The following is a 14,806-nucleotide window of genomic DNA, read 5'->3' as shown; positions in this document are numbered from 1 at the left end:
CAACCCGCCTCGCCCGGACACCCCCGTCGTCACCCTCGCCGAGCCCACCAAAACAGTCCCAACCCCACGAGTGAAGCCCTAAAACACCGGTATTGGGGCTAGGCCCTCGGAGAAGAAACCACGCCAGGACATAGCGGGTAGGGCCACTTGACGTCCTGCGGCCACCCGGAGTCGAGAACACGCACTGCGGGCCGTCTCCGGTACCCGGCTCGGAGCAGCGGATGAACTCGTCCGAGGATCCCGACCCGTTGCTCTTGCGCTTTCCGTCCATCGGACCCGCGCTCCCACCGTCCGCCGCGACCGGTCCCCGGCGGGCGCTGGACACGGCCCGCCGGGGCTGGGAAAGCCGCCAGGCCGCCCCGCGCTCCGATACTCTCGTCCCCCCACTGACAACAGTGAGGGGACAAGCGGGGTGTGACGACGCTTCAGCGGCCCGGAAACAGGTGCTGAACTGGGTGAACGCGGGAACTCACCACCACTGGCACTGAGGCGAGAGGTCGCGCCTGCCCCCAGTTCTGGCTCACCTGCCGCGATACTGTCACATCTGGTCGAACGAGAGCCATGTACCGGCGAGGTCCTGCTGACCCGCCCCGGGCCTGGACCAGTCGCAGACACCGTCCCGGAAGACCGCCGTCAGATCCTTGAGCTGGGCGTCGGTCACCGGCACTCGGTAGTCGGAGCGGACCACGGGACGCTTGCGGCACTTGACGACGTCGTTGGCCACATCGGCTCCGGCGACCATCCGCGGCGAAGTCCACACCGGGTAGAGGGTGTTGCACTCGGTGTTGCCGATGCCCTCCACCTGGGGCTCCGAGATCTTCTTCGCCCCGATGCCACGGGTCCAGCAGGCGTCCGTGAGTCCCTGCGGCCGGTTGCGGACGATCTTCTCGATGGGGGCGTCGTTGCCGGAGTCTCCCTTGATGCCCGTGAGCCACTGGTCCATGTCGGACACCATCCCGGCGAGAGTGAATCCGTGCCCGTTGGAGCGGGTGAGCATGACCTGGTTGGCGTGGGTGCCGTTGGCCTTGTCCAAGCGCGCCCGGGTGGAGAAGGAGTGGAAGCGCATGTGCATGTCGCCGGCCGACGCGTCGTCCGTGTAGTCGCGGTAGTCGATGATCGGAACGTCGGCGAGGCCGGCACCGCCGTTCAGCATGCGGCCCGTGCGGTAGGCCGTCCGTACCGCCTTGAGATCGGCGACGGTGCGCTCCGCGGCGGGCTTGGCGTCGTCGTCGAGGCCGCCGATGCGCCGGTTCAGGTCGATGAACTGGTCCATGTCGATGGTCCCGTTGTTCAGGGCCTCAAGTCCGTACTGGATACCGGTGTTGTCGAGCGGCCTGCGCGCCTTCCCGGTCTCCGGTACCTCGCCGTAGACGTTCACGGTGTGGCTGTAGACGTCACAGCGGGCACCGTCCGGGTTGGTGTCGGGGTCGTAGCGCTGCCCCTCGGGCAGCTGGGGCGGGCAGAACACCGTAGGGTCGATACGGCCGCTCGCCCTGGCCAAGCTGCCGATGCTCTCCCACTTGCCGAACCCGGAGACCGCCCTCTGCTGCTCCTTGGTGAACGCGTCCGGCGCGACTTCCTTGAAGTAGTGGTCCAGGAGCTGGGCGTCGCTGAGCGTCTGAATCGTCCCGAAGCCGACGTCGGGGAAGCTGCAGCCGGAGAGGATGCCGTCCAGCAGACCCGGGTAGTTGTCGGCGATCTGGTGGGTCTGGTACGAGCCGCCGGAGCAGCCGTTTCCGATGGTGAAGGCCGGGTCGCCGTACGTCTCCACGAAGCGTTCCTTGACCATGCTCATGGTCTCGGCGGCCAGCAGGTCGTTGCAGTTGTTGCCGAAGACGTTCAGCGTGGACGATGCGACGCCGTAGCCCTTGCTCAGATACGTGTCGTTCATGATGCCGACGGTGTTGCGGCCCTGGACGTACCAGCCGCCGTTACAGCCCCCGCCGAAGCCGTACACGAGGCGCCCGTTCCAGCCCGGCCCACGCTGCAGCGGGTCGGGGGTGCCGGACTTCGGGTCGTGCAGCACGGCCGTCTCGTAGATGCCGCGGTTGATGGTGCCGGTCTCGACGCGGACGATGTACGGCACCTTCTTGCCCGCGCTCGTCGTGGCGGTCGCCAGGTCGGCGGGAAGGACGTTCTCGTCGGGCAACGGAACGAACTTGCCGGCCGTGGTGCGATACATGTAATCGACACGGGTCTTGACCGAGCAGTCCTTGTCGATCGGCTGCCCGAGGGTGCCGCCGGTGACAGTCTTGAACTCGGCGGTGTCACAGATGAACGGCTGCTCGTGCGGCCCGGCGAACACCGGCCCCGTGATGGGGTGGTTCTTCAGGGTCAGCTGTCCGGTGTCCGCGCCCTGAGCCCTGGCCGTGAGCCTGTTGTCGCCCTTGGACAGCTCCTTCACCACGCCCATCAGCGCATCGCCGCCAAAGGGCCGGAAGCTCGAGGTCACGTCCCGGCCGTCCACCTCGACCCGGATGCTGTCGGCCGCTATGGACGCGGGCACCCCGACACGTATCAGGGCGTCGTCTCCCGACACCACGCCGGGCCGCGACGACACGGCCGTCACCTGCAGCTTCTCGCGTTCCTGGCTGCCGGCCGGCGTCGCCGACGCGCCTACCAGCACGCCCATGAACGCTATGCCGGCAAGGCCCATCCGGACCGGCCTCGCGGCTCCTGTGAACGACATGACGGAACTCGCCTCACTTCCTGAAGTGGGAAATCGTGCTCGGTGTGCATACGCGGGCCGTGGCCGGCCCTGCCCGGCTACCAGTTGGTGAGCGCCCCGTCCGCCGTACGCAGGTGCGGGCGCTCGGCCGCCGTGGCCTGATACCGGCGCGCCGCCTCCCGGTCGATGTCGACGCCGATGCCCGGCAGTTCGCTCAGCTCCACCCGCCCCGGCAGGACCGTCGGCCGCGCGGTGAAGAGGGCGGCGATGGCCGGCTCGGGGTCGGTCTGGTGCTCCTGGATCGCCACATTGGGGCAGGCCAGGTTGAGTTGGAGCGAGGAGGCGGCGGTGACCGGGCCGAGCGGGTTGTGGGTGGCGAGCTTGATGTGGTGGGTCTCCGCCATCGCCGCGATCTTCTTCGCCTCGGTCAGGCCCGCGGCCACCCCGACGTCCACACGCGCGTAATCGATGAGATCGCCCTCGATGAGTGTCCTGAACTCCCATTTGGAGCCGTACTGTTCACCTGCGGCCAGCGGAACACCGGTGCGGGCCCGCAACATGCGATAGCTGTCCGGGTTCTCACAGCGCAGCGGGTCCTCGACGAAGTACGGGCGGGCCGCCTCGATCTCCCGGCACAGGGTCAGCGCCTCCGGCGGATCCAGGCGCGTATGGACGTCGAGGATCAGCTCCACCTCGTCGCCGACCGCGTCCCGCACCTGGTGGAAGAGGCCGACCGAGTCGCGCAGGCAGCGGCGGGCGTCGAGCGTGCCATCGGCGTCGTGCGGCGAGGCGAACCGCAGATGACGCCAGCCCTGGGCGACCAGGTCGCGGCAGCGGTCCAGGAACCACGCACGGTCGTGGTAGCCGTCGCCGACATGCACATAGGCGGGTACGTGATCACGCACCCGGCCGCCGAGGAGTTCATGCACCGGCACGCCGAGCGCCTTGCCGCGGATGTCCCAAAGGGCCACGTCCACCGCTGCGATGGCAGCGCCGAGGATGCGGTCGGCGGGGAAGAACCCGCGCCGGAACATCACCTGCCAGAGGTGTTCGATCCGCCGCGGGTCCTCGCCGACGATCAGCTCCGCGAGGTGCTCGAGACCGCCCGCGACCGCCCGTTGGCGCGACCTGATGCCGACCTCGCCCAGACCGTGGATGCCCTCGTCGGTGTCGACCACGACCAGCATCATGCTGTCGCCGTGGTCGGGAAGAGTCAGCACTTCCAGGCCGGTGATCTTCATTCCACTCCCCTATGAAAACGTTCCCGCGATTTCAGTGCCGTTCTTGAGATCACATCATCGGCAGCAGTCGGACAGAAGCGCAAGGCCCGTGCATGCAGAAGGTTTTCCTCGATGAAATAGTCCTGACACACGTCTTGACATGCCATGGGAACGTTCGCAAACATCAACCGCATTCGCAGGATCCAGTGCGAGACGACCGGGTCCCCCGGCTCAAGACGACGAGGAGGCCGTACGTGGCAGTCACGATCCGGGAGGTGGCGAGCGCTGCGGGCGTCTCGGTGTCGACGGTGTCCCGTGCGTTCACCGCGCCCGATCAAGTGCAGCCGACGACCCGGCAACGCATCCTCGACGCCGCGGCCAAGCTCGGCTACTCGCCCAACCCGGCGGCCCGTTCGCTGCGCGGCGGCGGCACCGGAACGCTCGGCCTGATCGTCCCGGACATCGCCAACCCGTTCTTCCCGCCGATCATCAAGGCGATGCAGGCCCGCGCCCGGCGCCTGGGCTACACGGTCCTGGTCGCCGACAGCGACGAGCGCGAGGCGGACGAACTGGCCACCATCGCGGCCGTATCGAAGCGGGTCGACGGCCTGATCCTGTGGGCCTCCACCCTCACCGAGAACCGGCTCCATGAACTCGCGGGCCAGATGCCGCTGGTGGTGGTGAACCGTCATGTGCCGGGCATCCCCGAGGTCCGGATCTCACTGTCCGCCGGCATCGCGCAGGCCGCCGAGCAGCTGAAGGCGTACGGCCATCGGCGCTGCGTCTTCGTCAACGCGTCCCGCGCCGAGCCGAGCCGCGGCAAGTCCATTCAGGAGTCCTTCGAAGCACTCGGCCTCTCCCTGTCCGAACTCGGCCCCTACGAGCCGCGGTTCGAGACGGGCGTGCACGCCGCGACCCTCGTCGCCGCTCACGATGCGACAGCCGTGATCGCCCACAACGACCTGGTCGCCCTCGGCGTGCTGCATCAGATGGCCAACCTCGGCGTGAGCGTGCCGCGCGACGTCAGCGTCATCGGCATCGACGACACGCTGCTGGCCTCCGTCTCCACCCCCAGTCTCACCACGATCAGGATCGACCCCGAGGAGATCGCCACACGTGCGGGGGACCTCCTGATCGAGACGATCGCGAACACAACAGGCCGTGCTGGACGGGGTGTTGAGGCAGGTTCCCTCTTCGTGGAGATCGGCTCCCGCCTGATCCCCCGCGCCTCGACGGGCCCCGCACCCGCCCACTGATCCACCACGCACAACCACCGCCGGCAAGGCACCGCACCGAGCCCACCCCTGCCCCTCTTGGAGCCGTTATGCCCAGAAACTCCCGCTGTGCAGCCATACTTGGCTGCATGGCGCTGACCGCGACCCTCGCGGGCTGTTCCTCCCTCACCCCGAGCAGCGCCGGCGGGGACGGCGATCTCGTGCTGCGGGTGCAGGGCATGCCGCCGGCCACCGACAAGCCGGGGATCGCCCTGTTCAAGAAGCAGGTGGCCGACTTCGAGAAGGCCAACCCGGGGATCAAGGTCAAGGGTTCGACCACGGTCTTCGACCCGCTGACGTTCTCCGCGAAGCTGTCCGGCGGCAATGTCGAGGACGTCATCAAGGTGCCGCTGACCGAGCCGCAGCGGCTCATCCAGCAGAAGCAGGTGCAGCCGATCACCGGGCAGCTCAAGGAGTGGAAGCACTTCAAGGAGTTCAACCCGCAGGTGCTCCAGCCGCTGACCGACAGCGCCGGCGACGTGTACGGCGTACCCCAGAATCCGTACGCCCAGGGCCTGGTCTACAACCGCGAACTCTTCGAGAAGGCCGGCCTCGACCCCGACAAGCCGCCGACCACCTGGGCGGAAGTGCGCACCGCCGCCAAGCGGATCAGCGACAGGACCGGCAAGGCGGGCTTCGTCCACGAGTCCAAGGACAATCAGGGCGGCTGGCAGCTGACGATGCTGTCGTACGCCTTCGGCGGCGAGCTGGAGAAGGAGGAGGGTGGCAAGTACACCGCCACGCTCACCGGGGAGCCGACGAAGAATGGGTTGCGGCTGCTCAAGGACATGCGCTGGAAGGACGATTCGCTCGGCAGAACCCTGCTCAACAATCAGAACGACGTGATCAAGCAGTTCGCGGCCGGGCAGGTGGGCATGTTCATGGGAAGCCCGGGGACGTACCGACTGGCGAAGATGCAGTTCGGCATGGAGAACACCGACGCCTTCGGAGTGGCCCCGATGCCGCAGTCCGGCGGCGACGCGACACTCACCGGCGGCGACATCTACATGGTCCCGAAGTCCGCCGACAAGGAGCACGCGGCAGCGGCCGTCGAGTGGCTGACCTTCGCCTACGCCAAGCCGCAGTACAGCACCGACATCGCCGCCGAGCAGGCCAAGGCGCTCTCTGCCGACCCGAAGTCCGCGGTGGGCGTGCCGACGCTGCCGGTCTTCGACAAGAAACGGCAGACCGAGATCGACGCTGCGATCAAGCCGTACGTCAATGTGAAGCTGCAGAACTTCAAGCCGTACATCGACGGTCTCTCCACGCTGAAGCTGAAGCCGGAGCCGCCGTACCAGGCGCAGAAGCTGTACACCGTGCTCGACCCGGTGGTCCAGGCTGTGCTCACCAAGCGCGACGCCGACATCGACTCCCTGCTGGCCTCGGCCGAGAGGGACGTCAATGCCAAGCTCGCCGCAGACCAGAAGTAGCCGCTCCATGGCCCTTCTCACTCCGTCCCGGCGCCCGGCCGCTGTGTCCAAGGAGCCCGCGCTGCCAACCCGGCCACAGCAGCGGCGTGGCACCGGCGCCCGCAAACAGCTCACGGCCTGGCTGTTCCTCGTTCCCGCGCTGCTGATCTTCGGGCTCTTCGCCTGGTGGCCGATCGTGCGCGGCCTGCTGATCAGCTTCCAGAAGACCAACCTGGTCGAGCCCGCAGTCTGGGTCGGCCTGGACAACTTCCGTACGCTGTTCGACGATCCACTGCTCGGCACCGCCGTCGGGAACACTCTGTTCTTCGTGTGCCTCGGCCTGCTGATCGGCTTCCCGGCGCCGCTGATCCTGGCCGCGATCATGTCGACGGTGCGGCGCGGCGCGGGTGTCTACCGCTTCCTGGTGTATCTGCCGGTGGTCATCCCGCCAGTGGTGGCGATCCTGCTCTGGAAGTGGTTCTACGATCCCGGGAGCGGGCTCTTCAACAACGTCCTCGGCAAGGTCGGGCTCGGCCCGTACTCGTGGCTGGAGTCCTCCGACAGCGCCATGCTCTCGCTGGTCCTGGAGGCCACCTGGGCGGGCATGGGCGGCGCCGTCCTGATCTACCTCGCGGCGATGGTCGGCATCCCCGGCGAACTCTATGAGGCCGCCGAGGTGGACGGCGCCGGGATCTGGCGGCGGATCTGGCATGTGATGCTGCCCCAACTGCGTTCCGTCATCGGACTGTTGTTGCTCGTCCAACTGATCAACACGGTGCAGGTCTTCACCGAGCCGTACGTCTTCACCGGCGGCGGGCCCGAGAATTCCACCCTCACGGTCCTGCTGCTGATCTTCCGGTACGCCTTCCAGGACGGCGAGTACGGCCAGGCCGCCGCGCTCTCCTTCCTGATGGTGCTCATCCTCGCCCTGCTCTCCGCGGTGTATCTGCGGGCCACCCGCAGCTGGAGCACGTCATGACCACGCTCACCACCTTCGTCTCCACCAGCGACCGCCAGCGTCCCGGCGTGCGCGCCGCAGTACGCTCCATCCAGGTGTTCACCCTGATCCTGCTGCTGCTCATCGGCATCGGACCGCTGTACTGGATGGTCAAGGGCGCGGTCTCACCGCCCACCGAGCTCACCACTCAGCCCCTGGCCCTCTGGCCGGACCGGCCGGCCCTGGGCAACTTCTCGACGGCGTACACCGATCTGAGTGTCGGCCGCTATCTGATGAACACCTTCCTGGTGGTCGGCGGATCGTGGTTCGTGCAGCTCTTCGTCTCGGCCACGGCGGGCTTCGCCCTTTCGGTGCTCAGGCCGAGGTTCGGCAAGGCCGTCTACGGGGCGATCCTCGCCACGATGTTCGTGCCGTACACGGTGAACATGGTCAGCCTCTTCATGACCGTGATCGATGTGCCGTTCCTGCACCTCAACCTGGGCGACACCTACTGGGCGATCTGGCTGCCGGCCGGCACGAACGCCTTCACCGTGCTACTCGCCAAGCAGTTCTTCGACGCTCTGCCGAAGGAGCTGTTCGACGCGGCGCGGGTCGACGGGGCGAGTACCTGGCAACTGCTCACCAAAATCGTGCTGCCCATGAGCAGGCCGGTGCTCGCCGTGATCAGTCTGCTCGCGGTGATGCACTCCTGGAAGGACTTCATCTGGCCGCTGGTGGCCATCACCGACCCCGAGAAGCAGCCGATCAGCGTCGCTCTCGCCCAGCTCGCCACGCAGGCTCCGCAGGACCAGCTGATCGCCGCGATGGTGCTCGCCGTCGCCCCGCCAGTGCTTGTCTTCGTCGTCTGCCAGAAGTACATCGTCGCCGGGCTCGGCTTCACCGGAGTCAAGGGCTGAGTCCCACCGGAGCCGACGGTCGAGCCCTCGGCTCCCCCACCGCACGTTCCGCTTCGGAACATCCGGAACACCCCGAACAAGAGAAGGGCACCTCCATGTCAGTCGCCCGCCGCAGATTCATCCAGGGCACGGCCGTCGCCACCGGCGCCGCACTGCTGCCGACCGTTCCCGCGCATGCCGCGGACCCGGTCACCATCGAGGCCGACGGCATCACCCTGGTCGGCCGGAGCGACGGCAGCGTCCTCGTGCAGGACGGTGCCGGCGCCGACCGCGTCCTGCTCAGCCACTTCATGATCAAGGACACCGCGCTCGGCCAGCAGCGCACCTTCGGCGGTACGCCCGCCCGGATCACGCTCCCCGACGGACGGTCCGCGATTCAGGTCACGTACACGATGGCGAGCGGTGTGTCCGGAGTCACGGTACGCGGCACCTTCGACGTCACCCCTCACAAGGCACACATGAAGTGGGAGGTCGGCGGTTCCAGCACGCTCACACCGGCCGGCTTCATGTTCTCCCGCGCGGTGTACGGAGCGAGCGCGGCGGAGTCGTACGAAGCGCTGACCGTCTGGGAGCGGGACGCCCGGGGCGGCATCCCGTACGAGGTGAACGCGGGCGGCGCTTACGTGGAGACGTGGGCGGGATCGAAGGGCTTCTTCTGCCTCTCGTCCACCAACCCCGTGAACACGAACGCCACATGGGTCCACTCCCCCGGCACCTCGACCGGCGCGGGCACCGCGGTCACCGAGGCCGATCTGGTCCTCGGCGATCTGCGGCCGCGCGGGGCGGGAGCCCTTGCCGCGAAGAGGCCCCTCGGCGTGGAGGTGTGGACCGACCAGCCGTTCAACCTCTACAAGGCCGCCGGGCAGACGATGACGCTCAAGGCGCAGGTCGTCAACGGCTCCGCCGCGGCCAGGACGGTGACGCTCACCTGGTGGGCGCGGGACTTCGGCGGCAAGAGGATCGCCGGTGGAACGCTCTGCAAGAGCCTCGCGGCGGGCGCCGCCTGGAATGCCTCTTTTCCCCTGACCTCGCCGTCGCAGAACATCGTGTTCACCGAGGTGGAGGCGGTCAGCGGCAGTGACAAGGCGCTGGCCCGCACGAATCTGAGCGTGCTCCCGGAGTTCACGTACAAGGCGGGCAAGGAGTCGATGTTCGGCCTCGCCAACTACCCCTGGCTGCTCAAGCCCGGCAAGGAGGCAGTACTCGGGCTGGTCAGGACGCTCGGCATCAAGTGGATCCGCATCGCCTACGCAGGCGCCCCGGGCATCGACACCGAGACCCTGGACGCGAACGGCATCGGGCACAACGTGGAGCTGAGCGGCATCCCCGTGGGCGGCAGCGCGGAGCAGATCGCGGCCTGGGCCGACACGAATGTCGCCAAGGCCCTGGACGCCGAGGCCGCGTACTTCGAGGTGAGCAACGAGGTCAATCAGCCCTGGATGTCGGGCCGCGGCGCCGACGCCTACGTCCGGGACGGGCTGCGCCAGGTCACCACGCGCCTCGACGCGGCGGGCTCGCGGATGAAGATCATGAACGCCGGCCTCGGCGGCATGGACTACGTATGGACCAAGAACTTCCATGACGCGGGCGGCTGGGACCTCATCGACGCCTTCGCCTTCCACCCCGGCCGCGGCAACTTCACGCCCGACTTCGCACCGCCGCCCGAGGAGTGGACGCAGGGGTCGTCCGGCTCGTACTGGAACTTCCTCGGCGCACTGCGCAAGGCGAACCAGGTCCTGGAGGAGTACGGCGGCGACAAGGAGCTGTGGCTCACCGAGGCGTACGCACCGACCCGGCCCAACGCGTGGTGGAGCGACACCTACCGGCACGCCGCCGAGAACACGCTGCTCACGCTCGCTCTCGCCAAGTCCGAGAAGGTACGCGCCGTCAACTGGTACCAGCTGCACGACTCGGTGATCCACCACCCCCAGGAGGCCGACCCGGCCAACCCCGAGTACCACTACGGCCTGATGAACCGCGACACCAGCGCCAAGCCCTCGCTCCTCGCCTTCGCGACCGCCGCCCGGGTCCTGGACGAGGCCGAGTTCGTCCGGCATCTCGCCTTCGCGGACCAGGACATCAAGGGGCTCCTCTTCACCACTCCCGACGGACCGGTGTCGATCATCTGGAGCCGCAAGGACGGGTACGTCCTCAACCCCGAGCACGGCGAGGATCCCTGGTACGCGTCGCCCGAGCCATGGATCGACACCTGGACGACCAGGACCAAGGTCGTGGCCCATTCGGGGACGGTCAACGGCAGGGTGCGGGAGCTGAACTGCATCGGCCAGGAGCGCTCCCTGAAAGCCTCCGGCGGCAGGATCACCCTCACCCTCGACGGCGCCCCACGCATCTACTACGGTCTCGCCGCCAATCCCGACTGGAAGTAAGTGACATACGACATGAGGAATGAAACCGCACGGCACGACATCACCGTCGTCGGCGGCGGCCTGGCCGGGGTCAGCGCGGCGATCGCCGCGGCCCGGCTCGGCCGGAGCGTCGCGCTGATCAACAACAGGCCGGTGCTCGGCGGCAACGCGAGCAGCGAAGTCCGGGTCTGGGTGTGCGGCGCGACCGGCCACGGCAAGAATCACCATGCCCGTGAGGGCGGCATCATGGGCGAGTTGCTCGTGGAGAACCAGTTCCGCAACCCGGACGGGAACCCCTACTACTGGGACGCCGTGGTCCTGGACGCCGTGCGCGCCGAGCCCGGCATCACGCTCTACCTCAACACCGACGTGCGCGAGGTCGACGCCGAAGGTCCGGACGAGGCTCGGCGGATCACCTCGGTCACCGGCTGGATGATGGGCTCGGAGCGGCGGATACGTTTCGAGAGCTCCCTCTTCCTCGACTGCACGGGAGACGGCCTGATCGGCCACCTGGCAGGCGCCCACCACCGCATCGGCCGGGAATCCCGCGCCGAGTACGATGAGGCATGGGCTCCGGAGACGGCCGACGACATCACCCTGGGCTCAACTCTCCTCTTCTATACGAAGGATGCCGGCCACCCGGTCAAATTCGTGCCGCCGAACTTCGCCAAGGACATCACCCAGACCTCCATCCCGCAGCGCCGCATCATCAAGGCGGGCGACAACGGCTGCGCGTACTGGTGGATCGAGTTCGGCGGCGAGCTCGACACCGTCCACGACAACGAACGCATCCGCGACGAGCTGTGGTCGGTGATCCACGGCATCTGGGACCACATCAAGAACTCCGGCGAGTTCGACGCGGCGAACATGACCCTGGAGTGGGTGGGCTCGGTCCCCGGCAAACGGGAGTACCGGCGCTTCCTCGGCGACTACGTCCTGCACCAGGGCGACATCCTCGGCCAGACCGAATTCGCCGACCGGGTCGCTTTCGGCGGCTGGTCGATCGACCTGCATCCGCCGCAGGGCATGTTCGCGACCGAGGCAGGCGCCAGACAGCTCTACGCGGACGGCATTTACCACATTCCGTACCGCAGCCTCTACTCGGTGAACACCGCGAACCTGCTCTTCGCCGGGCGCAACATCTCCGCCAGCCATGTCGCCTTCGGCTCGACCCGCGTCATGGCGACCTGCGCCACGATGGGCCAGGCGGCCGGCACGGCGGCGGCACTCTGCGCCGCCGGCGATGTCACCCCGCGCGAACTCCCCGTACCCGAGCTGCACAGGGCGCTGCTGCGCCAGGATGCTTCGCTCATCGGCCTCGCCTCGACGGACCCGGAGGACCTGGCCCTGCGGGCGACGGCCACGGCCTCGTCCACCTTGAGCAGCTTGGCAGTCGAGGACTCCGACGAGCGATGGCCGCTAGCGGCGGACGCCGGACTCGTCCTCCCCGCGGACCCGGACCTCTCCGAGGTGGAACTGCTCGTCGACGCCGACCGCGACACCAGGATCGTGATCGATCTGTACGACCCCGAACTCGGCCAGAACTACGTCCCGCGCCGCCTCGTCACCTCGACCACCCTGCCCGTCACCGCCGGTGCCCGGCAGTGGCTCAAGACGGGCCTGAACTGGTCTCCCGAAACCCCGCGCAACGCCTTCCTGGTCGTCCGCGCCAACGACGCCATCGCCCTGCACCGCTCCGACCGCCCGACCCCCGGCGTCCTGTGCTTCACGCGCGTCCCGCCGCGCCCGTCGGACGAATCGCCGCAGCTGCTGCGCGAGTGGACGGACAGGGGCCTGCTGCGCCGCACATTCTGCTTCCGTACGGGAGAGACCGCGGCCTACTCCCCCGCCAAGGCCACCGACGGCTATGCCCGCCCGTACGCGGGACCGCACATGTGGGTCTCCGCACCACTGGCGGACGTCCCGTCCCCCTGGCTCGAGTTGGCCTGGCCCGAACCGGTCGCCCTGGGCCGGATCGAGGTCATCGCCGACGACGACGTCAACGAGGACCTGATCAACTTGCACCACCACCGCACGCCCTTCGACACCCTCCCCACCCTCCTTCGCGACTACCGCGTCGAGGCGCTGGATCCTGACGGCACCTGGCGCGTCATCGCCCGTGCGGCGCAGAATCGGCGGCGACGCCAGGCGCACACGCCGGCGGAGCCGGTCACCACATCGGCGATCCGGGTCGTCGTCGAAGCCACCAACGGCGCGGCGTCGGCGCACGTCGTCGCCGTGCGCGCCTACAAGTAGAAGCACCGACGCAGGGGGTGACTGGATGGTCGGCAGAGCGATGTTTGCAGGAAATGGTGAACCAGGCCCCGTAGCGGCTCAGCATCCTCGCAGCTACTGCCGCTTCCGGCCACCGTCGTCGTCATGGGTGTCGCCCTCGAGATCGGTATCGAACCCACCGTCCGCCATGCGGCGGACCTGGGCCATGTCCCGGTCGTCGTCACCGATGGCCGTGGCGGCGGCAACGGGGATGCCGCCGAGCGTTCACCGACTGCGCTTCGCTTCGCGGGAGACGCCCTGCTGACCACTGCGGAGGAATTCCGCCTCCGTGCTCGCCCCCTGGCCGAGGCGGGCCCGCGACCCCGCCGTCATGGAGACGGCGTCCGCCCGGCTGCGGAAAAATGGTCGACGTCCACGACGGCCTGCGCGAAGTGGCGGGGCGCTTCCTGGGGCAGATTGTGACCGATACCCTTCAGGGTTCGGTGCGCATAGTGACCGGTGAATTTGTCGCGATAAGAAGAGCCGCCGCCCGCAGGCGTGAAGGGATCGGCCTCGCCGTCGAGGGTGATCGTGGGCACGGTGATGACGGGACTTGCGGCGAGCCGCTTTTCGAGTCCGTCGTAACGGGGGTCACCCTTGGCCAGGCTCAGCCGCCAGCGATAATTGTGGATCACGATGCTGACGTAATCAGGATTGCGGAACGCTGCCGCGGTGCGATCGAACGTGGCGTCATCAAAGGTCCATGACGGGGAGTTGAACTTCCAGATCAGCTTCGCCAGATCATGCCGGTTCTGTTCGAGGCCGAGCCGGCCTCTCTCCGTGGCGAAGTAGAACTGATACCACCACGCCCACTCGAGCTTCGGCGGCAGCGGCTTCTTGTTGGCTTCCAGGTTCGTGATCAGATAGCCGGTCACGGAGACCAAGCCCTTGACCCGCTCCGGCCAGAGCGCCGCGATGATGTCCGCCGTCCGCGATCCCCAGTCGTAGCCTGCGAGGATCGCCTTGTCGATCCTCAGCGCATCCATCAAAGCGATGATGTCGAGAGCAAATACCGACTGCTGCGCGTTCCGGAACGTCCCGCCCGAAAGGAAGCGCGTCGTGCCATGGCCGCGAAAATACGGAACGATGACCCGGTACCCCTTTTCCGCCAGCAAAGGCGCGACAGCGACGTAACTGTGAATGTCATAGGGCCAGCCGTGCAGAAGAACGACCACCGGGCCATGGGCCGGGCCCGATTCGGCGTATCCCACATTCAGGACACCGGCCCTGACCTGCTTCAATGAGCCGAAAGACGACCCCGTCCCTGAGTTTTCCTTTACCTGCTCGTCCGTCGGCGGAAAATGATTGTCTTCGCCGGGCATGGCAGTCGAGCATGCGAGGGAAAGGCCGACCGCCGAGGCCGCGACCGCTCCCGTACCGACGACCTTTCCGAAGGTTCGCCTGCTGATCATCTCCATACTTCCCGTGAAACCGCGGCCGCCCGGCAGTCGAGTTGCATCAACGGTGAACGCACGAATCCCCCTACCCTGTCCGGCAGCCGTCACCTCGCCGGTCACGGGAACGTCAGGCCATCGGCCGAAAGCTGTGCGACTGCGGAAGTGGACGGCCAGAGCGGCGACGTCGGCCGGGCCGACGACCCGTCGAGCCCGCTGCCGGGTCCCCGACGGGGAACGGCACCGGCCGAAGTGGCAGCTCGCGCTGGACATGCTCGACGAACTGGCCGCCGTCGGACTGCGACCCGCGGTACCGGTCGCGGACACCGGCTACGGCGATCGCTGAC

11 protein-coding genes are annotated in these 14,806 nt (G+C 67.8%); 8 read left to right on the top strand and 3 right to left on the bottom strand.

Annotated elements, in window-relative coordinates:
- Positions 1–538: 538 nt before the first annotated feature.
- Entirely contained in the window at positions 539–2,689 is a 2,151-nt protein-coding gene (locus ACFVYE_RS39390; RefSeq protein WP_389608582.1) for a DUF6351 family protein, read from the bottom strand.
- 77 nt (positions 2,690–2,766) lie between these two features.
- The gene (locus tag ACFVYE_RS39385; RefSeq protein WP_389608581.1) at positions 2,767–3,909 is read right to left on the bottom strand and encodes a mandelate racemase/muconate lactonizing enzyme family protein; all 1,143 of its coding nucleotides are present in this window, start codon (positions 3,907–3,909) and stop codon (positions 2,767–2,769) included.
- Between the two features lie 233 nt (positions 3,910–4,142).
- Here ACFVYE_RS39385 and ACFVYE_RS39380 point away from each other — a divergent pair, with 233 nt between their 5' ends.
- The 7 genes from ACFVYE_RS39380 to ACFVYE_RS39350 all read left to right on the top strand — a co-directional run bounded on the left by ACFVYE_RS39380 (position 4,143) and on the right by ACFVYE_RS39350 (position 13,488).
- Positions 4,143–5,144 (top strand): LacI family DNA-binding transcriptional regulator, encoded by a 1,002-nt coding sequence (locus tag ACFVYE_RS39380; RefSeq protein ID WP_389608580.1) that lies wholly within the window; start codon positions 4,143–4,145, stop codon positions 5,142–5,144.
- 107 nt (positions 5,145–5,251) lie between these two features.
- Positions 5,252–6,592, top strand: a complete 1,341-nt coding sequence (locus ACFVYE_RS39375; RefSeq protein WP_389608579.1) for an ABC transporter substrate-binding protein — start codon at positions 5,252–5,254, stop codon at positions 6,590–6,592.
- 7 nt (positions 6,593–6,599) lie between these two features.
- Complete coding sequence (locus ACFVYE_RS39370; protein WP_383970080.1) at positions 6,600–7,550, top strand: carbohydrate ABC transporter permease; 951 nt, start codon at positions 6,600–6,602, stop codon at positions 7,548–7,550.
- Positions 7,547–8,425 carry a carbohydrate ABC transporter permease gene (locus ACFVYE_RS39365; RefSeq protein ID WP_383970077.1) on the top strand — a complete coding sequence of 293 codons (879 nt, stop codon included), beginning with the start codon at positions 7,547–7,549 and terminating at the stop codon, positions 8,423–8,425. Before ACFVYE_RS39370 ends, ACFVYE_RS39365 begins: the two co-directional genes overlap by 4 nt.
- A 95-nt stretch (positions 8,426–8,520) precedes the next feature.
- On the top strand, positions 8,521–10,812 hold the full coding sequence (locus ACFVYE_RS39360) for a hypothetical protein (RefSeq protein ID WP_383970074.1): 2,292 nt from the start codon (positions 8,521–8,523) through the stop codon (positions 10,810–10,812).
- 12 nt (positions 10,813–10,824) lie between these two features.
- Positions 10,825–13,047: an FAD-dependent oxidoreductase gene (locus ACFVYE_RS39355; protein WP_383970072.1), complete on the top strand. Its 2,223-nt coding sequence runs from the start codon at positions 10,825–10,827 to the stop codon at positions 13,045–13,047.
- A gap of 123 nt (positions 13,048–13,170) precedes the next feature.
- The gene (locus tag ACFVYE_RS39350; protein WP_389608578.1) at positions 13,171–13,488 is read left to right on the top strand and encodes a hypothetical protein; all 318 of its coding nucleotides are present in this window, start codon (positions 13,171–13,173) and stop codon (positions 13,486–13,488) included.
- On the opposite strand, the gene ACFVYE_RS39345 is transcribed toward ACFVYE_RS39350, so the two are convergent.
- The gene (locus ACFVYE_RS39345; protein WP_383970069.1) at positions 13,395–14,477 is read right to left on the bottom strand and encodes an alpha/beta fold hydrolase; all 1,083 of its coding nucleotides are present in this window, start codon (positions 14,475–14,477) and stop codon (positions 13,395–13,397) included. The genes ACFVYE_RS39350 and ACFVYE_RS39345 overlap by 94 nt on opposite strands.
- Here ACFVYE_RS39345 and ACFVYE_RS39340 point away from each other — a divergent pair.
- Positions 14,386–14,805, top strand: coding sequence for a transposase (locus ACFVYE_RS39340; protein WP_383970066.1), 420 nt, complete (start codon positions 14,386–14,388; stop codon positions 14,803–14,805). The two genes, ACFVYE_RS39345 and ACFVYE_RS39340, sit on opposite strands and share 92 nt — an antisense overlap.
- The last annotated feature ends 1 nt before the right edge of the window (position 14,806 follow it).

This window comes from Streptomyces sp. NPDC058239 (assembly GCF_042882185.1).
Lineage (GTDB): Bacteria > Actinomycetota > Actinomycetes > Streptomycetales > Streptomycetaceae > Streptomyces.
Note: the sequence above shows the minus strand (reverse complement) of the source record. Positions and strands in the feature narration are given on the sequence as shown.

Bases quoted from the DNA above. Each gene is read 5' to 3' on its own strand.
- ACFVYE_RS39375 (WP_389608579.1), top strand. From the start codon at position 5,252: ATGGCGCTGACCGCGACCCTCGCGGGCTGTTCCTCCCTCACCCCGAGC.
- ACFVYE_RS39360 (WP_383970074.1), top strand. From the start codon at position 8,521: ATGTCAGTCGCCCGCCGCAGATTCATCCAGGGCACGGCCGTCGCCACC.
- ACFVYE_RS39370 (WP_383970080.1), top strand. From the start codon at position 6,600: ATGGCCCTTCTCACTCCGTCCCGGCGCCCGGCCGCTGTGTCCAAGGAG.
- ACFVYE_RS39345 (WP_383970069.1), bottom strand. From the start codon at position 14,477: ATGATCAGCAGGCGAACCTTCGGAAAGGTCGTCGGTACGGGAGCGGTC.
- ACFVYE_RS39340 (WP_383970066.1), top strand. From the start codon at position 14,386: ATGGCAGTCGAGCATGCGAGGGAAAGGCCGACCGCCGAGGCCGCGACC.
- ACFVYE_RS39350 (WP_389608578.1), top strand. From the start codon at position 13,171: ATGGGTGTCGCCCTCGAGATCGGTATCGAACCCACCGTCCGCCATGCG.
- ACFVYE_RS39385 (WP_389608581.1), bottom strand. From the start codon at position 3,909: ATGAAGATCACCGGCCTGGAAGTGCTGACTCTTCCCGACCACGGCGAC.
- ACFVYE_RS39365 (WP_383970077.1), top strand. From the start codon at position 7,547: ATGACCACGCTCACCACCTTCGTCTCCACCAGCGACCGCCAGCGTCCC.
- ACFVYE_RS39390 (WP_389608582.1), bottom strand. From the start codon at position 2,689: ATGTCGTTCACAGGAGCCGCGAGGCCGGTCCGGATGGGCCTTGCCGGC.
- ACFVYE_RS39355 (WP_383970072.1), top strand. From the start codon at position 10,825: ATGAGGAATGAAACCGCACGGCACGACATCACCGTCGTCGGCGGCGGC.